The following is a 26,279-nucleotide window of genomic DNA, read 5'->3' as shown; positions in this document are numbered from 1 at the left end:
TCATCACTGCAAGTTGCGGTCGGGCATTTAGCCCTTTTTCTTGTAGGCCACGCAATCAATCTCAACCTTGCAATCGACCATCATGTTCGCCTGCACACAGGCCCGCGCCGGGGCGTGTTCCGGGTTGAAGTATTCGCCGAATACCTTGTTGAAGCTCCAGAAATCCCGTGGGTCTTCCAGCCATACGCCAACGCGCACCACGTCTTCAAGGGCATAGCCGGCTTCTTCGAGAATCGCTACCACGTTGCGCATGGTCTGGTGCGTCTGCTCGACGATCCCGCCGGTGATGATTTCACCGTCCACCGCCGGCACCTGGCCCGACACGTACAACCAGCCATCCGCTTCCACCGCGCGGGCGAAAGGACGAGGCTGGCCGCCGCCTGCAGTGGCGCCGGTGCCGTAACGAGTAATGCTCATAATGGATCTCCTGAAACGAGTGAATTAAAAACGAATGTTCTTGAGAAATTCCGCCAGTCGCGGCGATTGCGGGCGTTCGAAAATGTCTTTCGGCGGCCCCTGTTCTTCAATGCGGCCCTGGTTCATGAAGACGATCTTGTCCGAGACTTCATAGGCAAAACGCATTTCGTGGGTGACCAGCAACATGGTCATGCCCTCTTCTGCCAAACCCTTGATCACGCTGAGCACTTCGCCCACCAGTTCCGGGTCGAGGGCCGAGGTGACTTCGTCGAACAGCATCAGGCTGGGGTTCATCGCAATCGCCCGGGCAATCGCCACGCGCTGTTGCTGCCCGCCCGACAACTGCCCCGGGAAGTGATTGCGGCGCTCCAGCAGGCCGACACGGTCCAGCCATTTTTCCGCCAGCGCCACCGCCTCGTCCTTGCCCATTTTCTTGACCTTGAGCAGGCCCAGGGTGACGTTCTGCAACGCGGTGAGGTGCGGGAACAGGTTGAATTGCTGGAACGCCATGCCGGTCATCGCACGGTGCTGGGAAATCACCCGCTCAGGGTGGCGCACGCGCTTGCCGCCGACTTCGCTGTAGCCGATGGACTCACCGTCGAGGGTGATCTGGCCGCCCTGGAATTCTTCCAGCAGGTTGACGCAACGCAGCAGCGTGGTCTTGCCCGAGCCGCTGGAGCCGATCAACGTCACGACGTTGCCACGCTGCATGCTCAGGTCGACGCCCTTGAGCACTTCCACCGGGCCGTACTGTTTACGCAGGCCGCGAATGTTCAGCAGTGGCTGGCTTTCTTTTGAGAGTTGGTTCATGGCAAAGCCACCCGCTTTTCAATGTAACGCCCCAACAATTCGATGGCGTAGTTGATGACAAAAAACATAAAGCCTGCGAACAGGTAGAACTCCAGGGTCATGAACGTCCGGGCGATGACCTGTTGGGTGCTGAGGAGCAATTCGGCCACGCCGATCACCGACAGCAAGGTGGATGCCTTGACGATTTCCGTGGACGAGTTGACCCAGGTCGGCAGGATCTGCCGCAGCGCCTGGGGCAACAGCACGTAGCCCAGGGACTGGTAGAACGTCAGGCCGATGGCCTTGCCGGCTTCCAGTTGCCCCTTGGGAATGGCTTGCAGCGCGCCGCGCACGATCTCGGACACGTGGGAGCCACAGAACAGCGTCAGGCCCACGGCACCGGCCTGGAACGCGGTGATCTGCCAGCCAAGCGCCGGCAGCATGTAGAAGCAGGCCAACACCAGCACAAACACCGGCGTACCGCGGATCAGGTCGACGTACAGGCGAAACGGTGCTCGCATCCAGAATTTGCCGTAGGTCAGGACCAACCCGGCAACGATGCCGATCAGGGTGCCGAAGATAATCGCCAGGGCCGAGCAGTAGACGCTGGTCTGGAACCCTGCCCAGAGGGTTTCCCGGGCGATCCACAACTCATGCAGCCAGCTGGGGGATTCGTACATGGGCGCTCCTTAGCGGCGAATCGCCAAACGCTGTTCCAGGTAACGGAGCAGCATGGCAATGAGGTAACAGGCAGCCACGTAGAGCGCGGTCGTGACCATCCAGGTTTCAATCACCCGGTAGCTTTCGACGTTGATCTTGCGGGCGTAATAGGTCAGCTCCGGCACCGCGATGGCGGCCGCCAGGGAGGTGTCCTTGAACAGCGAGATGAAGTTGTTCGACAGCGCCGGCAGCACGTTGCGCAGCATCACCGGCACGGTGATGTACGCGCGAATGCGCCATTCGCCAAGACCAATGGCCAGGCCCGCTTCACGCAACCCCTTGGGAATGTTCAAGAGGCCTGCGCGGAATACTTCGGTCAGGTAGGCACCGGCGTACAGCGACAGGGTGATGATGAACGAGGGGATCTTGTCCAGCCGGATACCAAGGCTGGGCAAGGCGAAGTAGATCAACAGGATCAGTACCAGGATCGGGGTGTTGCGGATCACCGTCACATACACCGAGGCCAGGATGCGCAGCGCACGGTGTTTGGACAGCATGGCAAACGCCATCAACAGGCCGATCACGCAGCCGATGGCGATGGACAGCAGTGCCAGTTCAAGGCCGAGGCCGAGCCCCGCCAGCAAGCTGGGGAAGTCGCGCCACACAGCGGCAAAGTTCAACTGATAGTTCATGGTCGGCAGTACCTGATTGGGGCGCCGTACGCGACGCCCCAGGGTTTACGAATTACTTGAACTCAACCGGGAAACCGATCGCCGGCTCTGGCAGATCCACACCGAACCATTGCTTGAACGAGGCCTTGTACATCGGGAATTCCACGCCGGTCATGGCTTCATGCAGCGCGGTGTTGACGAAGTTCAGCCAGTCCTGGTCGCCACGCTTGACGGCGCACGCGTAGGTCTGCGGGCTCCACGCGTAGCTCGGGCTGCGGTAGCGGCCCGGGTTTTGCACCATCAGGTACTTGACCGAGGACTGGTCGGTGGCGGCGGTGTCGGCACGGCCGGAGTTCACGGCCTGGTACATCAGGTCGACGCTGTCGTACTGGTCGACCTTGGCTTTAGGCAGTGCCTGGTGCACCAGTTCTTCGGCGTAGACGTTTTGCAGCACGGCCACGGTGACGCCGTCGCCGGCTGCCTGCAGGTCTTCGATTTCCTTGTACTTGCTGTTGGCCGGCAGCAGCAGGCCCACGCCTTCGCGGTAGTACGGCAGGGTGAAGGCCACTTGCTGCGCACGGCTGGCGGTGACGGTGATGAACTGGCAGCTCATGTCGACCTTGTCGGTCAACAGGTTGGGAATCCGCGCATCGGAGGACTGCACCACGTATTCGACTTTGCTCGGGTCGTTGAACAGACCCTTGGCCACGATGTGGCCGATGTCGATATCAAAACCCTGCAACTTGCCATCCGCTCCCTGGAAGTGCCACGGCGCATTGGTACTGCCTGTACCCACGATCAGGTGCCCACGCTTGAGCACCGTATCGAGCTTGCTGTCCGCCGCGTGCACTACGCTTGCGAGGGAAGCCGATGCGGCGAAGAGAAAAACACACGCTTTGAACACGGAAGGTCGGTGATGCATGACAAGCACTCCAGGGGTTGTGTATTCCGCTATACCGGAACTTAGTATGTAACAACGGAATAGACAGCAGAAAGTGTGCCACACGCGGTAACAGAAAAATATTGCGGGATTAATTTCTTTTTAAATCAACGGGATAAATTTTTGTTGCTGGGAAGGCGCTTGGCCAGTCGTTGCAATCAGATTGCTACCGTTGGCCACACACCGGGGTGACAGGCCACATTTGGGTGCGGGGGCGGGTCGTTACCGTGCACCGCTGGGGTGCAGTGGCAGAATGGAAAAATCCCGTGGCTGGACTAGCCTTTGCAGGAGATCGACCCCCAAGGAATGCGCTCAGATGAAGATCAGCCTTGTTTTTATGTTGCTGTCGCTGGTGTGTGCCACCCAGGTGTTCGCCAAGGATGACCGTCGTGAATGCAAGGCCGAGCTGGTCAAGCTGAAGGCGGCGTTCAGTACGAACTACACCACGCAGAATCATCATGGTTATCGTCGGGCCAAGGATGCCAAGGATCAGGGCGATTATAAGCAGTGTGTGGGGTTGGCGAAGAAGGCTCGGGAACGGGCGGAGCGTTGAAGCTTATGGGACTGCTGCGCAGTCCAGCGGGAGCAAGCTCCCTCGCCACAAAAAGCACTTTGCTGGGGGACCTGTTGGTTTTGACAGTAGACCGTTTTTATCTCCTGGCTTAGCGTGAGCCGAGGTGCCACAGGAGATGCGCGATGAACTACGTAAATGCGGTCATTGAGGATAAAGCAGCGTTTGAGCGGGCATTGGACACTCCATTGCCCGTGTTTGTGGTGTTCACTTCGCGGGGGTGTACCGCATGCGAAGACGCGCTGCCGACGTTTGCGGGGATTGCCAGCAGGTACCAGGAGCAAGTGAAGGTGCTGATCCTGGACTGTACGAACACACCTCGGCATCCCAGCGTCACCCGCGTCCCGATGCTGCTGGTCTACCAACATAACGTGCTACTGGAAACACTCCCCGGGCTTGCCGAGAAGACCGTCGAGGCGTGTTTCGGTCGGTATACGCAACCGGCGAGCGTTACAGGTCATCCAGCATCAGGCGAGCAGTGCCGGACACCCGAATCGAGGCGCCCTTCTCATCGCTGATCTGCGCCTGCAAGCGTGAACGGCTGCCCATGTCCTCGCCCTGGATGATGTCGATGCAGCCGTTGTGCGGCCAGCCCAGGTCCCGCAGGTAGCCGGCAAATGCGGCAGTCGCGGCGCCGGTGGCCGGGTCTTCGTACACGCCGCCCACCGCAAACGGGTTGCGGGTGTGGAACAGCGTCGGGCTTTCGGCAAACACCAGCACCACGGTACCCAGGCGAGCGTCGGTCATGTAGCGGCGACCGGCTTCCAGTTCATAGTGCATCTGGCTCAGCTTGGCGCGGCTGTCGAAGGCCAGCACCAGGTGGTCGATACCGCCATGGATGATCGCCGGCGGGATACTCGGGTCCAGGTCGTTACGGGTGTAACCGAACAACGTCAGGCCCGCGTCCACCAGCGCATCGTCTGCCGGTGCACTGCGGGTGGGCGGGGATTGCAGGGCGGCCTCGATCAGCTCGCCTTCGCTGCGGCCACTGACGGAAATATCGCCATTGTTCAACGTCAGGTGGAATTCACCGTCGCCCAGCGCCAGGCTCAAAGCGGCGCCCAGGGCGATGGTGGCGTGGCCGCAAAAGGCGACTTCGGCATCTGGCGCGAAGTAGCGCACACGCCAGCCATCGTCCTGCGGGCAGGCGAATACGGTTTCCGAAAACCCGACTTCGTGGGCAATGCGTTGCATCTCTGCGGCTTCCGGCAAATTGTCGCCGATCCATACGCCTGCCGGATTACCGCCCTGGTTACCGTCACAAAATGCAGAAATCTTAAGCACGTCCAAAGTCATTCGGGTAACCCTTCCTTAACGGTTCAGTGAGCGGCGATGCTATCCAGCTACAGAGGCGCCAGCAACACCTGCGTGACCCGCCGCTCCTCAACCGCAGCCACGGTCAGGCGCCAGCCTTCATGTTCCAGGCTATCGCCCACCACCGGCAGGCGATCCAGCAGGCTCATCACCAGCCCGGCGAGCGTCTGGTAATCCTCCGTCGCCACCGCCTTGAAACCGGTACGCTGACGGATCAGGTTGAGGTTCAAGGCACCGTTGACCCGGAAACCGCCCGCTTCCTCGACGATATCCGGCCCTTCGACTTCACTCGCATCCGGCAACTCACCGGCGATGGACTCCAGGATGTCAGTCATGCTCAACACCCCGATAAAGTCGCCAAATTCGTTGATCACGAAGGCAATGTGAGTGGACTCCTGGCGCATCTGCTCCAGGGCGTTGAGGATCGAAAAACTCTCCAGCAGGTTGATCGCCCGGCGCGCCAGGTGCTCCAGGTTCGGCTCGTTGCCGGCCAGGTATTCCTTGAGCAACTCCTTCTTGTGCACGAAACCCAATGGCTCGTCGACAGCACCGTTGCGGATCAAGGGCAGCCGCGAGTAAGACGAATGCATCAGTTTCAGGCGGATAGTGTCGGGATCGTCCGACAGATCTATATAGTCCACCTTGGCCCGGGGCGTCATCAGTCTGCGGATCGGGCGTTCAGCCAGTTGCAGCACCCCACTGATCATCACCCGCTCACGCCGGTCAAACAGCGGCCCGCCGTTGGCATCGGGGTTGTCCAGCAGGTCGGCCACCTCTTCGCCCACCTCCTCCACCGCCAGGTTGCGACCGCCGAGCAAACGCATCACGGCATGGGCCGTACGCTCACGCATCGGCCGCGTGCCTTGCGCCGACTTCTTGCGGCGCGCCCTGGCGATCTGGTTGAACACCTCGATCAGAATCGAGAAACCAATGGCCGCGTACAGGTAGCCTTTAGGGATATGGAAACCCAGGCCTTCAGCGGTCAGGGCAAAACCGATCATCATCAGGAAGCCCAGGCACAGCATGATCACTGTCGGGTGCGCGTTGACGAAACGGGTCAGCGGCTTGCTGGCAATGATCATCAGGCCGATGGAAATGATCACCGCGATCATCATCACCGCCAGCTCATCCACCATGCCCACGGCGGTGATCACCGCGTCGAGGGAGAACACCGCATCCAGCACCACAATCTGCGCAACGATCGGCCAGAACATCGCATAAGCCACGTTGCCGGTACGTTGGGCGACATGCCCTTCAAGGCGCTCATGCAACTCCATGGTGGCCTTGAACAACAGGAACACACCACCAAACAGCATGATCAGGTCACGGCCCGAGAAGCTCTTGTCGAACACCTCGAACAGCGGCTGGGTCAGCGTCACCAACCACGAAATACTCGCCAGCAAGCCCAGGCGCATCAGCAAGGCCAGGGACAAACCGATCAATCGCGCCCGGTCACGCTGCTCCGGCGGCAACTTGGCCGCCAGGATCGCAATAAACACCAGGTTGTCGATGCCGAGCACCAGCTCCAGCACAATCAAAGTCAACAGGCCGAGCCAGGCCGTTGGATCCGCTAACCATTCCATTTTTCAGTATCTCTTCAAGTTTTTCAGAATGCCGGGCACGGCAACGCACGGTCGAGGGACCGGGTAAGGGTAGGCAATCGGAATACGGGGTGCTTGGCCTGAAGGCAGGCGATCAACGGGAACGGCGGCAGCGAATGTCTTGGGGAAAGACGACTGGGGGGCTCCGAGAGGGTGTTCATGTAGGTCCTGTTGCAGAAAAAGGACTTGAATCGTACAGGCGAAACGGTAATTTCCTACAATGCAAAACTATTACAAGATCTGTAATAGATAGCGTGTCGACGATTGCCTTGCATGGGTTGAAGGGCAGCGCTTATAGTCCGCCGGTCGCCCGACATGGCGATCGGATTTGGCGATCCGTTGACCGTATGCGAAAGCGCTCTGCTTGATTGCAGGCACTTTCGCACCCGCAAAGCTGCTTTATGGCAGCTGTGCGCGGGAGACCTTCGGGTCTGCCGGAACTCGGTCCCGGTTCGCCAACCTGCGTACAGCTGTCACCCATTCGTTTGGCGACGATAGGTGACAGCCTCAATTAATTAGACCGAGGCTTTACCATGAATCGATACATGCCCCTGACAGGCAACGACTGCGACATCCCTTCCCTGCTCATCGACACCCAGGCGCCGCTCGACGTACTCCACCAGGCTGCCGCTTACCGCATCAACGCCGTGACCCAACTGCTGGAAAACATTGCCTTCCGCGAAGAAATCAGCAGCGACGCCGTCGTGCTTCACGACTTTGCACGCCTGCTCGCCATTCCGCTACGCGATGGCTGTGACCTGATGGACGTGATAGGCCGCCGGATCCAACACCCTGCTTCTGTAGGAGCAAGCTTGCTCGCGATGGACGTCAACGATAACTCGGGAAGCCTGACCCCCAACGGAGCCCTCAGGTTTTTCGCGAGCAAGCTCGCTCCTACAGTAAGCGGCCGTTCAAAACGGCCCCTTCGTCATCACGCGCTCATCAATAAAGCTACGCAACATCGCAATACGCTGCGTATACGCTTTGCTCAGGCAGCTCACTTGAGTCCCGCACGTATGCCGCTGCTTGAGCCACACAGCCTGATCATCCATCAACGAACCGCGCCCGCCCATGGCCATAAAGTGCCGGTTCAGGTCATAAAGCAGCGCCATGGTCACGTCCTGATCATTAAGCGAACGCGTGGCACAAATGGTTTTCTCGTCAGACGCCTTCGCCCGGTCACAGTCAAAACTGGCCGCCAGGCTTACAGGGCTTACCCACAACACGGAAAACCCCGCGAGCACCGCAAATACCGCCGGTTTAATCAAACGAACCACCATGAAAATATCCTCCTGTAGGAGCAAGCTTGCTCGCGATGGACGTCAACGATAACGCGGGTAACCTGACACCCAATCCTACAGAGGGCTAATCAGTGGACTGAGTTTTTAAACTTCGCAAACGCATCCAGATAAGCGGCCTTCAACCCCAAGCTGACTGCATCAAGCGTGGCTGAATTGAAAGCCACCTTATCCCGCTGAAGCACCTTCTGGCCTGCGCCTTTTATCTTGATACGTGAATGCCCGGCATATTTGACACCGCCGATATAGACCGAAAGTTCTACATCAGCCGCATAGTATTCGGGATCACTCCAGGTTTTTACGAAGACCCGATCAATCTCGACCCGGGCTTTAATGGACGATGTCGAATCAGACCCTATCGCCTGCCTGGTAAAGCCAACCCAATCATCAACAGGGACATTGGCCATCCCCTCGTAAAGGCTGACCATTTCGTGGTTCGCGGCATGCCATACAATCTTGCTGCGCTCGGTACAGGGCCCACAACGTTCGTAACCCGACACCCCGACAATATCCGACTGAACAGCACTATTCTTAATGCTGGCCAACTCCGCATCAGAAGTATACGAAGCGAAATGCAGCTGATTGGTAACACAACCACCCAGCATCAATAAAACAGCGAACAGCAACCCTGCTTTCATACTAAATCCCTGGAAAAATACACTGCATCAAGAATACCGCACCTAAAGAGGGCGACGCGCCACGCCCTGCCCAAACCGATAAATCGCCAGGCAATACCCGATCAACGCCACCGCCGCCAACAACCCGCCCGCCGCGCCAATCCAGGCAAACCCAAAGTGGCTGCCCACCCAACTGCCCATCAACGCCCCACCGCCAATCCCAATGTTGTAGATCCCGGAAAACATCGCCATGGCCACATCGGTAGCATCCGGCGCCAGCACCAACACCTTCGATTGCAACGCCAGGCCAAAGCCCATGATGGCCATGCCCCAGAACACACTCAGGGTCACCAGGTACGACACCTCGCCACTCAACGGCAGCAACAGCGCCAGGCACAGCGCCAGGATAGTCACCGCAGTGATCAGGAAACGATGGGGGTTAAAGCGGTGCACCAGACTGAACAGCAGCGAACCGATGATCCCCGCACCACCGAACACCAGCAAGATCAGGGTCACCGTGTTGCCACTCATACCCGCAACACCTTCAACAAACGGCTCAACGTAGCTGTAGGCCGTGAACTGCGCCGTCACCACCATCGCCGTCAGCACATACAACGCCACCAGCGCCGGGCGCTTGAACAGCAGCGGCAGGCTGCGCAACGAGCCGGAGTTCTGGCTCGGCAACAGCGGCAAGGTGCGCGCCAGCCAGAACACCAGCCCGGCCGCAAACGCGCCAATCACCAGAAATGTGGTGCGCCAGCCCATGGCTTCACCCAGCAGGCGGCCCAGCGGAATACCCAACACCATCGCCAGGGACGTGCCGGTGGCCAGCAACCCGAGGGCCTGCACCTGCTTGCCCTCCGGCGCCAGGCGCACCGCGAGCGAGGCGGTAATCGACCAGAACAACGCATGGGACAACGCAATGCCCACCCGGCTGAGCATCAAAATGCCAAAGCTGGTGGCCACGCTGGAAAGGATATGGCTGGCGATAAACATGCCGAACAGCACGATCAACAGCTTGCGCCGCTCGACGTTACGGGTCAGCAGCATCACCGGCAGCGAGGTCAGGGACACGATCCACGCATAGATGGTCAGCATCAGGCCGACGCTGGCGATGGGCATGTCGAAGCTCGCGCCGATGGCACTCAGCAGACCGACCGGCACAAATTCGGTGGTATTGAAAACGAAGGCGGCCAACGCGAGGGCGAAGACCGGTTGCCAGTTGGCTTGAGGTGTTGCGGCGGAAATGCTCATTTACAGGTCGTCGTACTCATGTGCACGCAGATCAAGCCGGCCCGATGCCGCCCCTTGAGCTGCGCGCAAAAAATAGTAACACGACGGTTCAGGGATCGACTTGCCCCATCAACTCCGGAATCGATTCCGGACGCTTGGCATAACGCTGGGCCAAGGCCGCACACACCATCAGCTGGATCTGGTGAAACAGCATCAGCGGCAGGATCAACACGCCCATGCTCGCCCCGGCAAACAACACCTGGGCCATGGGTACACCAGTGGCCAAGCTCTTTTTGGAGCCACAGAACAGAATGGTAATGCGGTCTTCCTGGCTGAACCCAAACGCCTTGCCCAGCACCGTGGAGGCCACCAGCACCAGCGCCAGCAGCACACAGCACGCCACCACCAGGCCGCCCAGCTCCCACAACGGAATCTGGTGCCAAATGCCTTCATTGACCGCTTCGCTGAACGCGCCGTAGACCACCAGCAGGATCGAACCCTGGTCGACGAATTTCAGCCAGGATTTGTTGCGCCCTACCCACTCGCCGATCCAGCGGCGAGCGATTTGCCCGGCGATGAACGGTAGCAGCAGTTGCACGCTGATCTTCAGGATCGCATCAACAGTGGAGCCGCCGTCACCATGCACATTCAGCAGCAGGGTCACCAGCAACGGCGTGAGGAAGATCCCGAACAGGCTGGAAGCCGCCGCACTGCAGATCGCCGCCGGGATATTGCCCCGGGCCAGCGAAGTAAAGGCAATCGCCGACTGCACGGTGGCGGGCAACGCACACAAATAGAGCATGCCCATGTACAGGTCTTTGCCGATCAGCGGCGACAGCACCGGCTTGAGCGCCAGGCCCAGCAGCGGGAACAGCACGAAGGTCAGGCTGAACACCAGCAGGTGCAAGCGCCAGTGGCCAGCGCCGGCGACGATGGCCTGGCGCGACAGCTTGGCACCGTGCAGGAAAAACAGCAGCGCGATGGCCAGGTTGGTCACCCAGCCGAAGGCCACGGCGGTCTGGCCGCTGGCGGGCAGCAGGGACGCGAGGATCACCGTGGCCACCAGGGTCAGGGTGAAGTTGTCAGGTAAAAAGCGTGGGCGGGTCATAGGCCAATCTTCCAGGGGTTGCCAAGAGCATCGTCGCGACTCTAACGTAACGGCTTGTTACCGACTAACGCCAATGAGCCAGTAAATGCCGCCTAAAGGACATGACAAAACCGTACGCCGCAGCGTGCCCGGGCTTTCCAGCCTGCCGAGGCCGGTGTACGGGCGCACCGAGTCCCTGCCCAACCGCGCACTCACGCGGCGCCATAGTCACCCGTGGGTGCAGTTGTCCTATGCGATTTCCGGGGTATTGGAGATCCAGACCAGCGCCGGCCGCTTCGTCGCGCCCCCCCAGCGAGCCGTATGGATCCCCGCCGGCATGCCGCACCGGGTGTTCAGCTCGCCCCATACGGAGATGCGCAGCTTGTACCTCGATTGCAGCGTCACCGGCTGGGCGGCCGACCGCTGCCAGGTGCTGGCGGTGAACAGCCTGTTGCGGGAGTTGATCCGCAGCTTCAGTGAGTTGCCGGTGGAATATGCCGAGGACGGCCCGGACGGGCGGCTGGCCCAAGTGGTGCTGGACCAACTGGCCGCGGCGCCCAAGGTCGACCTGATGCTGCCGCTGCCCGCCGACAGCCGCTTGCGCCAGATTTACCGCAGCCTGAACCTGCACCCCGAGCAGCCAACCACCCTGCGGCAGTGGAGCGAGAAACTGGCAGTGAGCGAAAAAACCCTCAGCCGGCTATTCCTGAGCGACACCGGCCTGACCTTCCGCGCCTGGCGCCAGCGCCTGCGACTGCTGAGTGCCCTGCCCGCGCTGGAACAAGGCGAGCGGGTGACCGACGTGGCATTGGCCTGCGGCTACGAATCCACCTCAGCCTTCATCAACGCCTTCCGCCAGCAATTCGACGCCACACCCGGCGAATTCTTCCGCTGACCACCAGACAACAAAGACCCAGAATGAGAACCTGGTCCCCTGTAAGAACCTGGCCCCCTGTGAGAACCTGGCCCCCTGTGAGAACCTGGTCCCCTGTGAGGACTTGGTCCCCTGTGGGAGCTGTCGAGCTTTAGCGAGGCTGCGATGAGGCCCTGTCAGGCAATAGAGATGTCGACAGTCGGGCCGCCATCGCAGCCTCGCTAAAGCTCGACAGCTCCCACAGGGAATACAGTTGAACCGTTGAATCGCGCTCGCTCACTCCCCCGCCTTGGCCAACACCGCCTGCAACAACACATCCGCCCCCGCCGTCGACCATTGCGGATAAATCTCCTCCGCCTCGTTATGGCTCAGCCCATCCACACACGGCACAAAAATCATCGCCGTCGGCGCCACCCGGTTCAGGTAGCAGGCGTCATGCCCGGCCCCGGAAATCATGTCGCGATGGCTATACCCCAGCACTTGCGCCGAAGCCCGCACCACGTCCACGCACCCGCTGTCGAAGGCAATCGGCGCGTACTGGAAAATCTGCTTCACGCTGTACTGCAAGCCAATCCCCTCGGCAATCCGCGCCACCGCCGCGTGCAGCTGCTGGTCCTGATACCCCAGCACCGCTTCATCCGGGTGCCGGAACTCAACACTGAAAAACACCCGCCCCGGCACCACGTTGCGTGAATTGGGGAAGATATTCGCCATGCCCACCGTCGCCCGCCCTTCGGCGCCCTGCTCCAGGCCAATCTGGTTGACCGCCTCCACCACCCGGGCAAACCCGAGCAACGCATCCAGGCGATGATCCATCGGCGTGGTACCGGCATGGGCACTGCGCCCGCTCAGTTCCACTTCATACCAGCGCTGGCCCTGGGCACCGGTGACCACGCCGATGGTCAGGTCCTGGGCCTCAAGAATCGGCCCCTGCTCGATATGCAGCTCAAACGCGGCATGCACCGCCTGACCACCCACCGGGTGCGTGCCGGCATAACCAATCTGCTGCAACGCCCGGCCGATGGTGATGCCGGCCTTGTCCTCCCGGGACAGGCCATATTCCAGGTCAAACACCCCGGCATACACCCCCGAAGAAATCATCGCCGGGGCGAACCGCGAGCCTTCTTCATTGGTCCAGTTCACCACTTCTATCGGCCGCTCGGTCTCGATCCCCAGGTCATTCAAGGTGCGCAGCACTTCCAGCCCGGCCAGCACCCCATAGATGCCATCGTACTTGCCGCCCGCCGGCTGGGAGTCGCCATGGGAACCGGTCAACACCGGCGCCAGGTGATCCTGCCGCCCGGCGCGACGGGCAAAGATATTGCCCATGGCATCCACCCGGATGCTGCAACCCGCCGCCTCGCACCATTGCACAAACAGGTCACGACCCCGGCGGTCCTCATCGGTGAGGGCCAGGCGCGAAACCCCACCCTTTTCCGTGCCGCCGATCTGCGCCATTTCCATCAGAGAGTCCCACAGGCGCTCGCCATTGACCCGTGCCAAGTCGCTCATGAACGCGGCTCCTGGGGCTTGGCCCGGTAGCGAAAGTCACAGTGATGGGCGCCGCCCATGATGGTCTGGGTGCGGGTCAGCTTGATGTCCGGGTTGTAGCCGACGATAAACAACTCGTCGCGATTGCAGGACAGCAGGTGCCCGATCTCGCCCAGGCCCATCTCGTGGTACATCTCGGCGTAGCGGCAGCGCTTCACGTCATAGTCATAGTGCTCGGCGTCGCTGGCGATGATCTCGACCTTCAGCGCATCGTCCTTTTCCCAGAGCACTTGCAGCTCGACGAAACTCTCGAGGTCGGCGCCCTGCTCTTCCAGTTCGGCAAAGTGTTTGCCGGCCTGGATCGCCGCGTTGCCCACCGCTTCGCCGATCACCGCCGCCGCAAACTCCTTGCCCTGCTCGCGCACCAAGATCTCGTAGATCGGCTTGATGATTTCGGCTTCGATCCGCCGCCGGGCCAGGATGCCCAGTTCACCTTCCAGCTTGCTCATTGTGTGCCTCCGTAAAACCTGTAGGAGCGAGCTTGCTCGCGAAGATATTTCAGGCGCATCGCTGCGTTGACTGAACGTTTTTCGCGAGCAAGCTCGCTCCTACAAGGGTGGTTGTTACTTGCCGCCTGCCACGCTGACGGGCTGCCACTGATTACCCTTGACCTGATACACGGTGAACGACGGTTTCTTCAGATTGCCCTCGGCATCGAACGCGATAGTCCCGGTCACGCCCTGGTAGCTGATGGCGCGCAGCACCGGCAGGTACTTTTGCGGGTCCACCGAATCGGCCTTTTCAATCGCCGCCACCAACACCCCGACGCCGTCATAGGCAAACGGCGCATGCAGTTCGATCGGCGCCTTGTAGCGATCCTTGTAAGCCTGTTCAAACGCCTTGCCGCCTGGCATCTGCGAAACCGCCAAACCCGGTTCCAGGGCAATCACGCCCTCGCCTTCGTTCTGCGCCAGTTGCAGGAAGGTCTGGCTGACAAACCCGCCAGCGCCCATCAACGGTGCCTTGATGCCCAACTGCTTGATGCGCCGGGCCAACGGTGCGGCCTGGGAATCAACGCCGCCGAAGAAAATCAGGTCCGGGTTCTGGCTGCGGATATTGGTCAGCACCGCGCTGAAGTCGATGGTCTTGTCGTCGACGTATTCGCGGGACACCACCTTGGCGCCGCCGGCCTCGATGGATTTGACGAACTGGTCCGCCAGGCCCTGGCCGAACGCGGTACGGTCGTCGATCACCGCAATGCGTCGCGCCTTGAGGGTGTTCAAAGCATAGTCGCCGGCCACCTGGCCGCCATCATCGTCATGGCCCATGATCCGGAAGCTGGTGTCGAAGCCCTGCTGGGTATAGGCATGCCCGGTGGCCACCGGTGCGACCTGGGCGATGCCCGCATCGTGGTAAACCCGCGCCGCCGGAATGCTGGTGCCGGTGTTCCAGTGGCCAACCACGCCCACCACGCCTTCGTCCACCAGGCGCTGGGCCACGGTGACGGCGGTGCGCGGGTCGGACTGGTCATCCTCGGACAACAGCTTGAACGTCACCGCCTCGCCGTTGATTTTCGGGTGCCTGGCGTTGGCTGCGTCGATGGCCAGTTGCGCGCCGTTTTCCAGGTCCTTGCCGATCCGTGCCGACGGGCCGGTCAAGGGTCCGGCCAGGCCGATCAGTACAGTCTGGTCGGCCTGGGCCACGGCGCTCGCCAGGCTGCTCAGGGCCAGGCCGATCAATAGGGTGTGCTTGAAAGTCTTCATCAGTGGTTCCTGCTTTTTTACGGGCTGGTCGGAACACGCCGGGCGTCCGGTAGCGTCAGGGGTTAATTCATTCGCCGAGGTAGGCACTGCGCACCTCGGGGTGGTCAAGCAATTCATGGGACGGGCCGCTGAGGCTGATGCGCCCGGTGTCCATCACATAGGCGCGGTCGGTGACCTGCAGCGCGAGCCGGGCGTTCTGCTCCACCAGCAGCAGGGTCATGCCCTGGCGGCACACGTCGTCGATCACCTGGAAGATCTTCTCCACCATGATCGGCGCCAGGCCCATGGACGGTTCGTCCAGCACCAGCAAGCGCGGTTTGGACAGCAGCGCCCGGGCCAGGGCGAGCATTTGTTGCTCGCCGCCGGACAGCAGGCCGGCGGACTGCTGCAGGCGCTCTTCCAGGCGCGGGAAGTGTTCGAACAACTGGCGGATCTCGCGGTTGACCTGTTCGGTGTCGCGGCGCAGGAAGGCACCGGCCTGGAGGTTTTCCAGCACGCTCATGCGCGCAAAGATGCCGCGCCCTTCCGGCACCATCGCGATGCCCTGGCGCAGCAATTGGTCCGGCGCCTGGCCGAGGATCGAACGCCCGGCAAACTGGATCTGCCCCGCCGCTGCCGGCAACAATCCGGTCAGGGCCTTGAGGCTGGAGGTCTTGCCGGCACCGTTGGCGCCGATCAGGGTCACGCGCTCGCCTTCGCCGATGTGCAAATCCAGGGACTTGACCGCTTCAATGGCGCCGTAGCGCACCTGCAAGCCGGAGACTTTCAATAGCGGTTCAGACATGCGCGCTGGCTCCCAGATAGGCCTGGATCACGGCCGGGTCGCGGCGCACCTCGGCGGGCGCGCCCACGGCAATCACCTGGCCGTAATCGAGCACGCTGATGCGGTCGCAAACGCCCATCACCAGCTTTACGTCGTGCTCGATCAGCAGCAGCGTGTGGCCGTCGTCGCGGATCTTTTCCAGCAGGCCGCGCAGTTGCACTTTCTCGGCAGCGTTCATCCCGGCGGCTGGCTCGTCCAGGGCCAGCAAGCGCGGCTCGGTGGCCAGGGCGCGGGCGATTTCCAGGCGGCGTTGATGGCCGTAGGACAGGCTGTCGGCGCGGTAATTGGCGAACCCCGCCAGCCCCACATACGCCAACAGGCGATGGGCATGGGCGCGGGTTTGCGCTTCTTCTTCCCGGGCCCGGCGATGGCGGCTCAAGGCGGCCCATAAGCCATTGCGGGTGCGCACATGGCGGCCGACCATGACGTTTTCCAGGGCGCTCATGGCGTTGAACAGGCGGATGTTCTGGAAGGTCCGGGCAATGCCGGCCTGGGCCACCTGATGCACGCTGGCCGGTTTGTAGTCCTGGCCGTCGAGCTGGAAGCGCCCGGAATCCGGGGTGTACAGGCCGGTCATCACGTTGAAGAAGGTGGTTTTGCCGGCGCCATTGGGGCCGATCAATCCATAGATCTCTCCGGGCTGGATACTCAGGCTCACGTCGGTGAGCGCCGCCACCCCGCCGAAATGCTTGTTCACCTGGTCGATCTGCAACAACGGCTGACTCATCGCGCCACTCCTTTTGGCCACAGGCCTGCCGGGCGATAGAGCATCGCCAGGATCAGCGCCAACCCGTAGAACAACTGACGGATGATTTCCGGGTCCACCAGCACCTGGCCGAACAGCGCCTGCTGCAACGGGCCCATGCTTGCGCGCAGCGCTTCGGGCAATGCCGCCAGCAATACGCAGCCAAGAATCACCCCCGGGATGTGCCCCATGCCGCCGAGCACCACCATCGCCAGTACCGCAATGGACTCGTTGAGGGTGAAGGATTCCGGCGAGACAAAGCCCTGGAACGAAGCAAATAACGCCCCACTCACCCCGCCAAACCCGGCGCCGATGGCGAACGCCAACAGCTTCAAGCGCAGCGTGTTGACGCCCATGGCCTGGGCCGCTTCTTCGTCCTCGCGGATCGCCACCCAGGCCCGGCCGATGCGTGAACGCTCAAGACGGATGCAGGCAAACAGGATCAGCACCACCAGCGCCGCGAACAGGTAGTAATACAGATAGACCGAAGGCAGGCGCAGGCCGAACAGCTCCTGGGTGCGCCCGAGGTTGATCCCCAGCAGGCTCACCGGGTCGACCTGGGCAATGCCTTTGGGACCGTTGGTGATGTTCACCGGGCGATCGAGGTTGCGCAGCAGGATGCGGATGATTTCACCAAAGCCCAGGGTGACGATGGCCAGGTAATCGCCGCGCAGGCGCAAGGTGGGTGCCCCCAGCAATACGCCGAAACCCGCCGCCAGCAATGCTGCCAATGGCAGGATCAACCAGATCGAGGTGTGCATGCCCGCCGGCAACAACGCCATCAGCGCCGGGAATTGCTGCAGCAGGTGCGGCGACGACAACAACGCCGCGAGGTAGGCGCCCACCGCGTAGAACGCGATAAAGCCCATGTCCAGCAACCCGGCGTAGCCCACGACGATGTTCAGGCCCAGGGCCAACATGATGTACAGCAAGGCGAAATCGAGGGTACGCACCCAGGTGTTGCCACCGGCATGCCCGACAATCCACGGCGCCAGCACCAGCGCCACGGCAAACAGCACAAGGCCGAGGCTGGCGCGCTGGCTGGCAGTATTCAGGACACTCATGCGCGGGTCGCCAGTCGTTCGCCCAACAGCCCCGAAGGACGAAACACCAGCACCGCGATCAACACGATAAAGGCAAACACATCCTGGTAATTGCTGCCGAATACACCGTTAGTGGCGGCGCCCAGATAGCCAGTGCCCAAGGCCTCGATCAAGCCCAGCAGCAGGCCGCCGAGCATCGCGCCCTTGAGGTTGCCGATGCCGCCCAGCACTGCTGCGGTAAAGGCTTTGATGCCCGGCAGGAAGCCCATGTAGAAATGCGCGCTGCCGTAGTTGCTCGCCATCATGATCCCGGCCAGCGCCGCCAGGGCGCCGCCGATGGCGAAGGTCAGCACGATGATGCGGTTCGGGTTGATGCCCATCAGGCTCGCTACCTGCGGGTTCTCGGCCACGGCGCGCATGGCCCGGCCAAAGCGGGTGCGTTCCACCAGCACCAGCAACGCGACCATCACCGACAGTGCGACGGCAATGGTGGTCAGGGCTGTGGCGTTGGTGATCGCCGGATGCGCCGAAGCGCCGGCAAGTACTTCAATCGGTTCCAGCGGCAGCAGTTGCGGGAACATCTGCGGGTTGCGCGTCCACACCAGCATCGCGATGGTTTGCAGCAACAACGACACCCCGATGCCGCTGATCAACGGCGCCAGGCGCGGCGCGTTGCGCAGGCGTCGATAGGCGACGCGCTCAATCAGCACCGCAAGTACCGCGCAGAACGCCATGGCGATCACGGTGGCCACCAGCAGCACCAGCACCGGCGGCATCGCCGGCCATGTCGCCTGCAACAGGCGAATCACCGAGAGGCCCACCAGGGCGCCAATCATCAACACATCGCCATGGGCGAAGTTGATGATCCGCAAAATGCCGTAGACCATGGTGTAACCCAAGGCCACTAGCGCGTAGAGACTGCCCGTCATCAAACCATTGAGCAGTTGCTGGATAAACGCATCCATGGAAACCATCGACCTCACTACTGACGAGGGCGGCACACTAAGCATCTATTCTGTTTTTATCAAATATCAGAAATTCATATGGTTATGCCAAACGAATAAAGCGCTATAAACGCCATAAATACGGCATTTATGGCTCTTTATTTACCAACTCACTTGGTATTTAATTCAACACATGAATAATTTAGAACAGTTAGCCAATGACCCACCGCTGCGTGCCGTGCGCACCTTCGAAGCGTTTGCCCGCCATGGCGGGGTGAATTCCGCCGCCCGCGAGCTGGATGTGTCGCCCTCCGCCGTGAGCCATCAACTGCACCTGCTGGAAAGCTTTTTGCAGCAGCCGTTGACCTTGCGTCAGGGCCGCAACCTGGTGCTCACCGAAGAAGGTCGCGAGTATTACCGCGCGATCCGCTCGGCCTTTGCCGTATTGCGCAGCGCCACCGAACACGTGCGGGAAAAAAGCGCCACGCGCCAGGTCACCATCAGCCTGATCCCGCTGTTCGGCATCAACCTGTTCATCCCGCGCCTGGCGCAGTTCCTCAAGGACCATCCGGCGCTGGACATCAACGTCACCTACGCCAACCACCGCAGCTACCCCAGCGACGCGGCCGACCTGTCGATCCGCTTCGGCACCGGGCACTGGCCGGGGTACCACAGCGAGCCGTTGATCTCGGGAGCGGTGACGCCCTATTGCAGCCGGGCGTTCCTGGAGCAACACGGCCCGATCGACTCGCCCGAAGCCCTGAGTGAGTTGCCGTTGTTGCACGACGAAGAGCGCGGCACCTGGAGCCAATGGTTCCAGGCGGCAGAGGTGCATCACGGCACGGCGTTGAATGGTTTGCTGCTGGAGGATGGTCAGTTGGCGCTGACGGCGACGCTTACCGGGCTGGGCTGCTCACTGCTGCGCGAGCCTTTGGTGGCGCCGCATGTGGCGAATGGGGAGTTGGTGAAACTGTTTGATTTGCAGGTCGACGATGGCCGCCAGTACTACCTGTGCCGGCGGGCCAACAGCGAGTTGTCGAGTGAGGGGAATCACTTGTATGACTGGATCAAAACCAGTCTTGCGGGGACCTGAAAACACCGCAGATCAAATGTAGGAGCTGGCTTGCCTGCGATGGCGGTGGGTCAGCCAACACATGTATTGACTGATCCACCGCCATCGCAGGCAAGCCAGCTCCTACATTTTTGTGCGCGTTTCAATCCGGGACGGTGTCAGCTCCCGTCACCGCCATGGGCCTCTTCAAAAAAGTAATCCTTCCAGCTCCCCGCCTTGTTTTTCAGCACCCCAAGCTCCTGCAATTTCTCGGCATAGATGTAGGTACGCTGCGGCACGATGGTGAAGTCGATCTCCGGGTCCTGGACGATCTTCTCCACCAGCGCCAGCGGTAGCTTCGACTGCTCTACACGAATATAAGCCTGGGCCGCAGCCGGCTTGTCGGCCTTGATGATTTTTTCGGCCTCGGCCAGCGCGTCATAGAACGCCTTGTAGGTCTTGGGGTTTTCGTCGTGGAATTTTTCGGTGGTGTACAGCACGTTGAACGTGGCCGGGCCGCCGAGAATGTCGTAGGAACTCAGCACCTTGTGCACCTTGGGATTCAACAGCTCCTGGTACTGGAACGGCGGGCTGGAGAAGTGCGCGTTGATCTCCGAGCCGCCGGCAATCAGCGCGGCGGTGGCGTCCGGGTGCGCCAGGCTGATGGAGATGTCGTCGAACTTCTTGTAGTTGTCATTCCCGAACTGCTTGGCCGTTTCAATCTGCAAGGTACGCGACTGGAAGCCCACCCCTGCCGCCGGCACCGCGATGCGGTCTTTTTCACTGAAGTCCTTGAGGGTCTTCACGTCCGGGTTATTGGTCAGCAGGTAGTTGGGCATCGAGCCCAGCGAGGCGATGGCCTTGACGTTCTGCTTGCCCTTGGTGCGGTCCCACAGCGTGAGCATCGGCGGCACACCCGCCGATACCACGTCCAGCGCACCGGCCAGCAGCGACTCGTTCATCGCGGTGGCGCCGGAAATGCTGTTCCACTCCACCTTGATGTCCAGGCCCTGCTCCTTGCCGTGTTTCTCGATCAGGTTCTGGTCGCGCACCACGTCGAGGATCAAATAGCCGATACCGAATTGCTGGGCGATGCTGATCTTGCCTTCGGCCTGGGCGCCGGGGCTGAGGAGCACACCGGCTGCCACCAGCGAGGCCGCCAACAGGTTCAATGAGGGACGTTTTATTAGCATGAGGAGCTGCCGCGAGGTTGAGAAGGGTTGCGAGCGTAGCGATCAACGTAGCGCCCGAAAAAGAATATCGGGATCTATGGATATACGAAAAACACTGCCCGCCGACGTCTTGCGCTGGTATCGTGCCGCCCTTGAAAAAACCGCTGCGAGGAAATGGACCTTGAACACAGACGAAAAAATGACCGGTGACCTGTTCGAGGTGGACAAGCGCCTGTCACTCAAGCCCGTGGTGGACTTCAACAGCTACCTGCGCAGCGCCTTCGGCGATGGCCGCTGCACCTGCATCCGCTGCGTCGCCAGCGAAGGCAACGAGGCGGGTTACGAGTTCCAGCACACCTTCGAGTTCGACGGCAAGAAAGTCCACCGCCGCTTCGCCTCCACCGCCGGCAGCGATGTGCTGCTGATGCTGAAGAAAGCCTGGCTGTCCTACACCAAGGCCGAGTTGCCGTTGAGCGGCGCGCTGGCCCTGGACACGGTGAAGGAGTTTGTCGAGCCGCAGTTGCACAAACGCCTGGCGCCGTTGTTGCTGGCCAGCGGGTTGGTCAAGGATGTGGAAGGTGAGTTGAGGATGCAGCCGCAGGCCGCGGGCTGATCGCCTCCCTCTCCGACAGCTGCTACGACTGGGCGTGCTGCCAGTTCTTGTAGACGAATTCCAGGCTATAGCCGTCAGGGTCCAGCACGTTGGCGGCGTAGTAGTTCGGGTCATAGTGCAAACGCGCGCCCGGGGCGCCGTTGTCGACGGCACCAGCACTCATCGCCGCCTGGTAGGCCGCATCAACCTCGGCGCGGCTGCTGGCGACGAAACCCACGTGCACCGCCCTGCCCTCAACCACGCCCTCGCGCAACCAGAAGAATATCCGTCCGTTGGCGCCGAAACCCTTGAGGTCCGGATGGCCCGGCGGGCCGTCCTTGCCGGCGTAGTCGTGGCGCGTGGTGATGCCCAGTGGGGTCAGTGCGGCCTGATAGAAATCGATGGCGCGTTGAATGTCGCTGACCGACAAAAAGATATGATCCAGCATGCTGTAGCCTCGCTCTTCAGATGATGTAACCGCCCGCGACCTCGATCGTCTGGGCATTGATCCAGCGGCCTTCGTCCGACAGCAACATGGCGATCACACGCGCCACGTCCTCAGGTTCGCCCACTCGGCCGAGAGCCGTTTGTGACGCCAGCAGCGCTTCAAACTCATCATTGAGCCCGCCGCCCAGCTCAGTGCGGATCGCCCCCGGAGACACGGCATTGGCGCGGATCTGCCGCTCGCCAAACTCCTTGGCCATGTAGCGGGTGAGCACATCCAGCGCGCCCTTGAAGGCGGCGTAAGGCGCGACGCCGGCGGTAGCCACGCGGGTGGTCGCGCTGGTCAGGTTGACGATGCAGGCGTGTGCCTGCAGCAACGGCAGCAAGGCTTGAGTCAGGAAAAACGGGCCTTTGAGGTGCACATTCAGCAGACCGTCGAACTGGGCCTCGGTGACCGATTCCAGGGGGTTGAACAGGCCGAAACCTGCGTTGTTCACCAGGCCACTCAAGCCGCTCTCACCAAAGGTTGCCGACAGCACCTGTTTTACCGCCTCGCCAAAACCCTCGAAGGAACTGACGTCAGCCACGTCCAATGGCAGCGCGACGGCCTTGCCGCCGGCCGTCTCAATGCGCTGCACCAGCGCCTGGGCGGCTTGCGGATGACTGTTGTAGGTCAGGATCACACCCATGCCTTTACGGGCACACAACTCTGCAGTGCTGGCACCAATGCCACGGCTGCCGCCGGTAATGAGGGTAACGCCCATGTGTGGCTCCACTGCTTGCTCAAATGAGTCACCACAGTAGGCTTGCCCGCCTGCACCGGCGCAGCCGTTCCTGCTCGAAACCTGCCTGTTTCTGCTTTTTGCTTGCACAGGCAACCCCTCGGCGCTCAGCATGGCCGGCATGAACACACAACTGACCGAACTGCGCGCCCTGGCTGCCAAGGCCGAAAACCGCCGGACTGAAACGGGCATCCCGCGCGTGGCCATGGTCCAGGGCGCGATTCCCGAGCACATGCTGGCTGCCGTGTATGACCCGATGATCAACCTGATCCTGCAGGGCAGCAAATCCATGACCGTAGGCGACCGCACGCTGCGCTACGACCCGGCGACCTATTTTGTGATGTCCATCGAGTTGCCCGCCGTGGGCACCGTGCACCCGGTGGCCACCGGTGAACCTTACCTGGCGGTCAGCCTGACACTGGACCCGGCGATACTCGCGACGCTGCTCGGCGACTTGCCCAAACCTGCCGGGCGCTACGACCACGAGGCGGGGTTTTCGGTGGCCGCCGTTACGCCCGAACTGATGGACGCCTGGCTGCGCCTGCTGCGGCTGATGGGCAACCCTGAGGCAATCGCAGCCCTCGCCCCGGTTTACGAGCGCGAGATTCTCTACCGCGTGCTGCAAGGCCCCCACGGCTGGATGCTGCGGGAGATAGCCGCGCCGGACACCGCCATGGCCCGGGTGAGCCAGGCCATCCAGTGGATTCGCCGGGACTTCGCCGAGCCCATCCGGGTGGAAGCCCTGGCGCAGAAAGCCGCAATGAGCGTGTCGGCCTTCCACCGCCACTTCAAGGCCGTCACCAACCTGAGCCCGTTGCAGTACCAAAAACGCGTGCGCCTGCTGCAGGCCCGCACGCTGATGGTAGCCGGCGCCAAAAACGTTACCAGCGCCGCCTTTGAGGTCGGCTATGAAAGCCCGACCCAGTTCAGCCGGGATTACGCCCGGGTGTTCGGCCTGCCACCGGCGCGGGACGCGGCGCGAATCCTGGGTGAAAACCGCGGCCCGAAGGCGAAGTGACCACCGCGTGCTAGCCTGCCATCGCACGCCCCCACGACAAGGAGTTGCCGATGGCCGAACCACGCAAGAAGATGAGCCTTTTAGGCCTGACCACTCTGGTGGCAATCAACATGATGGGCTCCGGCATCATCATGTTGCCGGCCAGCATGGCGCAATTGGGCGCGATCTCGCTGCTGTCGTGGGTGATCACCGCCGTGGGCTCGATGGCGATCGCGTATTGCTTTGCCCAATGCGGCCTCTTCTGTACGCGCACGGGCGGCATGTCGGCCTATACCGAAGAGGCCCACGGCAAGTCGGGGTTCTTCCTGTGTTCGTTCCTGTATTTCCTGTCGCTGATCATCGCCAATGTGGCGATCGCGATTTCGGCGGTGGGCTATCTGTCGTCCTTTATCCCGTGGTTGGGCAGCGGGCCGATCCCGTTGTTTATCGGCACCCTCGGGCTGATCTGGCTGACCACCGTGGCCAACTTCGGCGGCCCGCGCCTGACCGGCCGGATCGGCGTAGTCACGGTGTGGGGCGTGATCATTCCCGTGGCGGGTTTGAGTGTGATCGGCTGGTTCTATTTCAAGACCGAGGTGTTCAGCGCCGCCTGGAACCCCAACCAACTGCAACTGTGGGACGCCGTTGGCGCGAGTATTCCGCTGACGCTCTGGGCCTTCCTGGGCATGGAGTCCGCTGCCCAGGGCTATGACGCCGTGGAAGACCCCAGGCGCACCGTGCCCCTTGCTTGCCTGCTGGGTACCCTGGGTGCGGCGCTGGTGTATGTGCTGTCCACCAGCGTGATCCAGGGCATCGTGCCCAATGCCGAGCTGGCCGAGTCTTCAGCGCCGTTTGCCCTGGTGTATGCGCAGATCTTCACGCCATTGGTGGGCGACATCATCATGGCGCTGGCGGTGGTGGCGTGTATTGGTTCGCTGCTGGGTTGGCAGTTCACCCTGGCGCAGACGGCCAAGATGTCGGCAGACCAGCGCCTGTTTCCGCGTTTCTTCAGCCGGGTGAGCGGCGCGCAGGCGCCCGTTTTGGGGCTGATCGCGTGCGGGGCGTTGCAGAGCCTGATTGCCTTGTCGACCATCTCGCCCACCGCCAGCGCCCAGTTCAGCAAGCTGGTGAACCTGGCGGTGGTGACCAATTTGATCCCCTACGTCACCGCGCTTACCGGGTTGTTGGTGATCATGCACAAGGCGCGGGTGGCTGCATCGGTTTATGCGCGTAATACGGCGGTGATGCTGATTGCCGTGGGGTATTCGCTGTATGCGATTTATGCCTGCGGGGAGGAAGCGGTGTTTGGCGCGATGCTGGTGTTGGCGTTTGGTTATCTGCTGTATGGGTTTCTGGCTCGGCGATTTATCACCGCGGCTGATATGGGCTGATAACGCCGCCTGCAGCCCGGCAGGTATAGGCTAAGGCGTTCATCTCCCTTGTGCGCGAGGCCGTCATGGCGCTGCTTGATTATCAGGATCTTCAGGTTCAGGACGTCCCCACCTGCCTCGGCCGCTTGCGCGTGCGCAGTGTCGGCGAGGGCCCGGCGATGGTGTTCTGGTCCAGCCTGTTGATGGATGCGCGCATGTGGATGGCCCAGGCGCGGTATTTCAGCCCGCGCTATCGGGTGGTGCTGATCAACCCGCCGGGGCATGGTGACAGTGAGGCGCTGAGCCGCGCGTTTACCTTTGCCGAGTGTGCGCGGTGTGTGAGTGAGGTGTTGGATGGGATGGGGATTGAGCGCTGCACCTTCGTGGGGAACTCCTGGGGCGGGATGATTGGCGGGACGTTTGCAGCAATGTATCCGACGCGGGTCGAGGCGGCGGTGTTGATGAACTGTACGGCGTCGCCGGCGGGGTTGCGGCATCGCCTTGAGTTTCCGCTGCTGGCGGTGGTTATTCGGCTGTTGGGTGGGTTTCGGCTGGGGATGGTGGGTACGGCGACCCGCGCTTTTGTCGGGCCGACTACCGAGCGGCAACGGCCTGAGGCGATCGCCCGGATTCATCAGGCATTGGCGGAATGTGATGTGGATTCGGTCGCCTGGGCGGTGGACAGCGTGGTGCCCAAGCGGCCGGATCAGAGGGCGTTGCTGGCGGCGATTCGTGCGCCGGTGTTGGTGGTGGCGGGTGAAGAAGATCGCACGTTTGCCGTGGTGGAAACCCGGGCCATGGCACAGGTGATTCCCGGGGCGGAGTTTGTGGTGATGGCGCGGACTGCGCATCTCGCAGCGCTGGAGAATCCGGATGAGGTGAATGGGTTGATTGAGGGGTTTTTAGGGCGGGTGCGGTGATTGGGGGCATATCCGTTTCTTCGGTTACGGCTTCGATTGGTTCCGCTCTTACAGCGGCTCACTTTTGAAA

At 61.5% G+C, this 26,279-nt stretch carries 29 protein-coding genes and 1 pseudogene; 9 read left to right on the top strand and 21 right to left on the bottom strand.

The window, feature by feature from the left end; all coding sequences use genetic code 11:
• Positions 1-27: 27 nt before the first annotated feature.
• From V3W39_RS23550 to V3W39_RS23530, 5 genes are read right to left on the bottom strand one after another with little or no spacing between them, the layout of a single operon-like run.
• Positions 28-417 (bottom strand): RidA family protein, encoded by a 390-nt coding sequence (locus tag V3W39_RS23550; protein WP_003208000.1) that lies wholly within the window; start codon positions 415-417, stop codon positions 28-30.
• A gap of 24 nt (positions 418-441) precedes the next feature.
• Positions 442-1,227 carry an amino acid ABC transporter ATP-binding protein gene (locus V3W39_RS23545; RefSeq protein WP_003207998.1) on the bottom strand — a complete coding sequence of 262 codons (786 nt, stop codon included), beginning with the start codon at positions 1,225-1,227 and terminating at the stop codon, positions 442-444.
• Positions 1,224-1,886: an amino acid ABC transporter permease gene (locus V3W39_RS23540; RefSeq protein ID WP_003207996.1), complete on the bottom strand. Its 663-nt coding sequence runs from the start codon at positions 1,884-1,886 to the stop codon at positions 1,224-1,226. The genes V3W39_RS23545 and V3W39_RS23540 overlap by 4 nt, the downstream gene beginning before the upstream one ends.
• A 9-nt stretch (positions 1,887-1,895) precedes the next feature.
• On the bottom strand, positions 1,896-2,558 hold the full coding sequence (locus tag V3W39_RS23535) for an amino acid ABC transporter permease (protein ID WP_177044438.1): 663 nt from the start codon (positions 2,556-2,558) through the stop codon (positions 1,896-1,898).
• A 52-nt stretch (positions 2,559-2,610) separates the two neighbouring features.
• Entirely contained in the window at positions 2,611-3,459 is an 849-nt protein-coding gene (locus tag V3W39_RS23530; RefSeq protein ID WP_177044435.1) for a transporter substrate-binding domain-containing protein, read from the bottom strand.
• 334 nt (positions 3,460-3,793) lie between these two features.
• Here V3W39_RS23530 and V3W39_RS23525 point away from each other — a divergent pair, with 334 nt between their 5' ends.
• Positions 3,794-4,030: a hypothetical protein gene (locus V3W39_RS23525; protein ID WP_177044433.1), complete on the top strand. Its 237-nt coding sequence runs from the start codon at positions 3,794-3,796 to the stop codon at positions 4,028-4,030.
• A gap of 143 nt (positions 4,031-4,173) precedes the next feature.
• Positions 4,174-4,566: a thioredoxin domain-containing protein gene (locus V3W39_RS23520; protein WP_177120833.1), complete on the top strand. Its 393-nt coding sequence runs from the start codon at positions 4,174-4,176 to the stop codon at positions 4,564-4,566.
• Here V3W39_RS23520 and V3W39_RS23515 read toward each other — a convergent pair.
• Positions 4,499-5,344, bottom strand: a complete 846-nt coding sequence (locus tag V3W39_RS23515; protein WP_330213412.1) for a PhzF family phenazine biosynthesis protein — start codon at positions 5,342-5,344, stop codon at positions 4,499-4,501. The two genes, V3W39_RS23520 and V3W39_RS23515, sit on opposite strands and share 68 nt — an antisense overlap.
• Positions 5,345-5,391: 47 nt before the next feature.
• On the bottom strand, positions 5,392-6,945 hold the full coding sequence (locus tag V3W39_RS23510; RefSeq protein ID WP_330213411.1) for a TerC family protein: 1,554 nt from the start codon (positions 6,943-6,945) through the stop codon (positions 5,392-5,394).
• A 551-nt stretch (positions 6,946-7,496) separates the two neighbouring features.
• On the opposite strand from V3W39_RS23510, the pseudogene V3W39_RS23505 reads away from it, so the two are divergent.
• Positions 7,497-7,748: pseudogene (locus V3W39_RS23505) on the top strand (hypothetical protein); the annotation flags it as partial.
• Positions 7,749-7,874: 126 nt separating this feature from the next.
• On the opposite strand, the gene V3W39_RS23500 reads toward V3W39_RS23505, so the two are convergent.
• The 4 genes from V3W39_RS23500 to V3W39_RS23485 all read right to left on the bottom strand — a co-directional run bounded on the left by V3W39_RS23500 (position 7,875) and on the right by V3W39_RS23485 (position 11,219).
• The gene (locus V3W39_RS23500; protein ID WP_177078536.1) at positions 7,875-8,243 is read right to left on the bottom strand and encodes a lysozyme inhibitor LprI family protein; all 369 of its coding nucleotides are present in this window, start codon (positions 8,241-8,243) and stop codon (positions 7,875-7,877) included.
• 89 nt (positions 8,244-8,332) lie between these two features.
• On the bottom strand, positions 8,333-8,899 hold the full coding sequence (locus V3W39_RS23495) for a hypothetical protein (protein WP_177078538.1): 567 nt from the start codon (positions 8,897-8,899) through the stop codon (positions 8,333-8,335).
• Positions 8,900-8,941: 42 nt separating this feature from the next.
• Positions 8,942-10,132, bottom strand: a complete 1,191-nt coding sequence (locus V3W39_RS23490; RefSeq protein ID WP_177116088.1) for a sugar transporter — start codon at positions 10,130-10,132, stop codon at positions 8,942-8,944.
• An 88-nt stretch (positions 10,133-10,220) separates the two neighbouring features.
• Entirely contained in the window at positions 10,221-11,219 is a 999-nt protein-coding gene (locus tag V3W39_RS23485) for a bile acid:sodium symporter family protein (protein WP_087694198.1), read from the bottom strand.
• 85 nt (positions 11,220-11,304) lie between these two features.
• Here V3W39_RS23485 and V3W39_RS23480 point away from each other — a divergent pair, with 85 nt between their 5' ends.
• Complete coding sequence (locus V3W39_RS23480; RefSeq protein ID WP_177078540.1) at positions 11,305-12,093, top strand: AraC family transcriptional regulator; 789 nt, start codon at positions 11,305-11,307, stop codon at positions 12,091-12,093.
• A 255-nt stretch (positions 12,094-12,348) separates the two neighbouring features.
• Here the strand turns inward: V3W39_RS23480 and V3W39_RS23475 are convergent, their stop codons facing one another.
• From V3W39_RS23475 to V3W39_RS23445, 7 genes are all read right to left on the bottom strand, one after another.
• Positions 12,349-13,584 carry a Zn-dependent hydrolase gene (locus V3W39_RS23475; RefSeq protein ID WP_330213410.1) on the bottom strand — a complete coding sequence of 412 codons (1,236 nt, stop codon included), beginning with the start codon at positions 13,582-13,584 and terminating at the stop codon, positions 12,349-12,351.
• Positions 13,581-14,072 (bottom strand): L-2-amino-thiazoline-4-carboxylic acid hydrolase, encoded by a 492-nt coding sequence (locus V3W39_RS23470; protein WP_177044413.1) that lies wholly within the window; start codon positions 14,070-14,072, stop codon positions 13,581-13,583. The genes V3W39_RS23475 and V3W39_RS23470 overlap by 4 nt, the downstream gene beginning before the upstream one ends.
• A 114-nt stretch (positions 14,073-14,186) precedes the next feature.
• Positions 14,187-15,326: a branched-chain amino acid ABC transporter substrate-binding protein gene (locus tag V3W39_RS23465; RefSeq protein WP_177044411.1), complete on the bottom strand. Its 1,140-nt coding sequence runs from the start codon at positions 15,324-15,326 to the stop codon at positions 14,187-14,189.
• Positions 15,327-15,393: 67 nt separating this feature from the next.
• On the bottom strand, positions 15,394-16,110 hold the full coding sequence (locus V3W39_RS23460; RefSeq protein WP_330213409.1) for an ABC transporter ATP-binding protein: 717 nt from the start codon (positions 16,108-16,110) through the stop codon (positions 15,394-15,396).
• A complete protein-coding gene (locus tag V3W39_RS23455) occupies positions 16,103-16,876 on the bottom strand; it encodes an ABC transporter ATP-binding protein (RefSeq protein ID WP_330213408.1) in 774 nt (257 codons plus the stop codon). Before V3W39_RS23455 ends, V3W39_RS23460 begins: the two co-directional genes overlap by 8 nt.
• Entirely contained in the window at positions 16,873-17,958 is a 1,086-nt protein-coding gene (locus V3W39_RS23450) for an ABC transporter permease subunit (protein WP_330213407.1), read from the bottom strand. Before V3W39_RS23450 ends, V3W39_RS23455 begins: the two co-directional genes overlap by 4 nt.
• A complete protein-coding gene (locus V3W39_RS23445; protein WP_010173388.1) occupies positions 17,955-18,902 on the bottom strand; it encodes a branched-chain amino acid ABC transporter permease in 948 nt (315 codons plus the stop codon). Before V3W39_RS23445 ends, V3W39_RS23450 begins: the two co-directional genes overlap by 4 nt.
• Positions 18,903-19,074: 172 nt before the next feature.
• Here V3W39_RS23445 and V3W39_RS23440 point away from each other — a divergent pair, with 172 nt between their 5' ends.
• Positions 19,075-19,974: a LysR substrate-binding domain-containing protein gene (locus V3W39_RS23440; RefSeq protein WP_177044404.1), complete on the top strand. Its 900-nt coding sequence runs from the start codon at positions 19,075-19,077 to the stop codon at positions 19,972-19,974.
• A gap of 137 nt (positions 19,975-20,111) precedes the next feature.
• Here the strand turns inward: V3W39_RS23440 and V3W39_RS23435 are convergent, their stop codons facing one another.
• Positions 20,112-21,125 carry an ABC transporter substrate-binding protein gene (locus V3W39_RS23435; protein ID WP_330213406.1) on the bottom strand — a complete coding sequence of 338 codons (1,014 nt, stop codon included), beginning with the start codon at positions 21,123-21,125 and terminating at the stop codon, positions 20,112-20,114.
• Between the two features lie 160 nt (positions 21,126-21,285).
• Here V3W39_RS23435 and V3W39_RS23430 point away from each other — a divergent pair, with 160 nt between their 5' ends.
• Complete coding sequence (locus V3W39_RS23430; RefSeq protein ID WP_330213405.1) at positions 21,286-21,717, top strand: hypothetical protein; 432 nt, start codon at positions 21,286-21,288, stop codon at positions 21,715-21,717.
• A 22-nt stretch (positions 21,718-21,739) separates the two neighbouring features.
• On the opposite strand, the gene V3W39_RS23425 is transcribed toward V3W39_RS23430, so the two are convergent.
• Positions 21,740-22,144, bottom strand: a complete 405-nt coding sequence (locus tag V3W39_RS23425; protein WP_177120843.1) for a VOC family protein — start codon at positions 22,142-22,144, stop codon at positions 21,740-21,742.
• A gap of 16 nt (positions 22,145-22,160) precedes the next feature.
• The gene (locus tag V3W39_RS23420; protein ID WP_330213404.1) at positions 22,161-22,904 is read right to left on the bottom strand and encodes an SDR family NAD(P)-dependent oxidoreductase; all 744 of its coding nucleotides are present in this window, start codon (positions 22,902-22,904) and stop codon (positions 22,161-22,163) included.
• Positions 22,905-23,043: 139 nt separating this feature from the next.
• Here V3W39_RS23420 and V3W39_RS23415 point away from each other — a divergent pair, with 139 nt between their 5' ends.
• The 3 genes from V3W39_RS23415 (at position 23,044) to V3W39_RS23405 (ending at position 26,209) form a co-directional block, all read left to right on the top strand.
• Entirely contained in the window at positions 23,044-23,940 is an 897-nt protein-coding gene (locus tag V3W39_RS23415; protein ID WP_330213403.1) for an AraC family transcriptional regulator, read from the top strand.
• A gap of 50 nt (positions 23,941-23,990) precedes the next feature.
• Positions 23,991-25,310, top strand: a complete 1,320-nt coding sequence (potE, locus tag V3W39_RS23410; protein WP_330213402.1) for a putrescine-ornithine antiporter — start codon at positions 23,991-23,993, stop codon at positions 25,308-25,310.
• A 65-nt stretch (positions 25,311-25,375) separates the two neighbouring features.
• A complete protein-coding gene (locus V3W39_RS23405) occupies positions 25,376-26,209 on the top strand; it encodes an alpha/beta fold hydrolase (protein WP_218171967.1) in 834 nt (277 codons plus the stop codon).
• The last annotated feature ends 70 nt before the right edge of the window (positions 26,210-26,279 follow it).

Origin of the sequence: Pseudomonas sp. Z18(2022) (assembly GCF_036346535.1) — a bacterium.
Taxonomy (GTDB): domain Bacteria; phylum Pseudomonadota; class Gammaproteobacteria; order Pseudomonadales; family Pseudomonadaceae; genus Aquipseudomonas; species Aquipseudomonas yamanorum_A.
This window is presented reverse-complemented; position numbering and strand designations above follow the sequence as displayed.

Excerpts from the sequence above, each read along its gene's own strand:
- V3W39_RS23550 (WP_003208000.1), bottom strand. The coding sequence starts at position 417 with ATGAGCATTACTCGTTACGGCACCGGCGCCACTGCAGGCGGCGGCCAG.
- V3W39_RS23545 (WP_003207998.1), bottom strand. The coding sequence starts at position 1,227 with ATGAACCAACTCTCAAAAGAAAGCCAGCCACTGCTGAACATTCGCGGC.
- V3W39_RS23540 (WP_003207996.1), bottom strand. The coding sequence starts at position 1,886 with ATGTACGAATCCCCCAGCTGGCTGCATGAGTTGTGGATCGCCCGGGAA.
- V3W39_RS23535 (WP_177044438.1), bottom strand. The coding sequence starts at position 2,558 with ATGAACTATCAGTTGAACTTTGCCGCTGTGTGGCGCGACTTCCCCAGC.
- V3W39_RS23530 (WP_177044435.1), bottom strand. The coding sequence starts at position 3,459 with ATGCATCACCGACCTTCCGTGTTCAAAGCGTGTGTTTTTCTCTTCGCC.
- V3W39_RS23525 (WP_177044433.1), top strand. The coding sequence starts at position 3,794 with ATGAAGATCAGCCTTGTTTTTATGTTGCTGTCGCTGGTGTGTGCCACC.
- V3W39_RS23520 (WP_177120833.1), top strand. The coding sequence starts at position 4,174 with ATGAACTACGTAAATGCGGTCATTGAGGATAAAGCAGCGTTTGAGCGG.
- V3W39_RS23515 (WP_330213412.1), bottom strand. The coding sequence starts at position 5,344 with ATGACTTTGGACGTGCTTAAGATTTCTGCATTTTGTGACGGTAACCAG.
- V3W39_RS23510 (WP_330213411.1), bottom strand. The coding sequence starts at position 6,945 with ATGGAATGGTTAGCGGATCCAACGGCCTGGCTCGGCCTGTTGACTTTG.
- V3W39_RS23500 (WP_177078536.1), bottom strand. The coding sequence starts at position 8,243 with ATGGTGGTTCGTTTGATTAAACCGGCGGTATTTGCGGTGCTCGCGGGG.
- V3W39_RS23495 (WP_177078538.1), bottom strand. The coding sequence starts at position 8,899 with ATGAAAGCAGGGTTGCTGTTCGCTGTTTTATTGATGCTGGGTGGTTGT.
- V3W39_RS23490 (WP_177116088.1), bottom strand. The coding sequence starts at position 10,132 with ATGAGCATTTCCGCCGCAACACCTCAAGCCAACTGGCAACCGGTCTTC.
- V3W39_RS23485 (WP_087694198.1), bottom strand. The coding sequence starts at position 11,219 with ATGACCCGCCCACGCTTTTTACCTGACAACTTCACCCTGACCCTGGTG.
- V3W39_RS23480 (WP_177078540.1), top strand. The coding sequence starts at position 11,305 with ATGCCGCCTAAAGGACATGACAAAACCGTACGCCGCAGCGTGCCCGGG.
- V3W39_RS23475 (WP_330213410.1), bottom strand. The coding sequence starts at position 13,584 with ATGAGCGACTTGGCACGGGTCAATGGCGAGCGCCTGTGGGACTCTCTG.
- V3W39_RS23470 (WP_177044413.1), bottom strand. The coding sequence starts at position 14,072 with ATGAGCAAGCTGGAAGGTGAACTGGGCATCCTGGCCCGGCGGCGGATC.
- V3W39_RS23465 (WP_177044411.1), bottom strand. The coding sequence starts at position 15,326 with ATGAAGACTTTCAAGCACACCCTATTGATCGGCCTGGCCCTGAGCAGC.
- V3W39_RS23460 (WP_330213409.1), bottom strand. The coding sequence starts at position 16,110 with ATGTCTGAACCGCTATTGAAAGTCTCCGGCTTGCAGGTGCGCTACGGC.
- V3W39_RS23455 (WP_330213408.1), bottom strand. The coding sequence starts at position 16,876 with ATGAGTCAGCCGTTGTTGCAGATCGACCAGGTGAACAAGCATTTCGGC.
- V3W39_RS23450 (WP_330213407.1), bottom strand. The coding sequence starts at position 17,958 with ATGAGTGTCCTGAATACTGCCAGCCAGCGCGCCAGCCTCGGCCTTGTG.
- V3W39_RS23445 (WP_010173388.1), bottom strand. The coding sequence starts at position 18,902 with ATGGATGCGTTTATCCAGCAACTGCTCAATGGTTTGATGACGGGCAGT.
- V3W39_RS23440 (WP_177044404.1), top strand. The coding sequence starts at position 19,075 with ATGAATAATTTAGAACAGTTAGCCAATGACCCACCGCTGCGTGCCGTG.
- V3W39_RS23435 (WP_330213406.1), bottom strand. The coding sequence starts at position 21,125 with ATGCTAATAAAACGTCCCTCATTGAACCTGTTGGCGGCCTCGCTGGTG.
- V3W39_RS23425 (WP_177120843.1), bottom strand. The coding sequence starts at position 22,144 with ATGCTGGATCATATCTTTTTGTCGGTCAGCGACATTCAACGCGCCATC.
- V3W39_RS23420 (WP_330213404.1), bottom strand. The coding sequence starts at position 22,904 with ATGGGCGTTACCCTCATTACCGGCGGCAGCCGTGGCATTGGTGCCAGC.
- V3W39_RS23415 (WP_330213403.1), top strand. The coding sequence starts at position 23,044 with ATGAACACACAACTGACCGAACTGCGCGCCCTGGCTGCCAAGGCCGAA.
- potE (WP_330213402.1), top strand. The coding sequence starts at position 23,991 with ATGGCCGAACCACGCAAGAAGATGAGCCTTTTAGGCCTGACCACTCTG.
- V3W39_RS23405 (WP_218171967.1), top strand. The coding sequence starts at position 25,376 with ATGGCGCTGCTTGATTATCAGGATCTTCAGGTTCAGGACGTCCCCACC.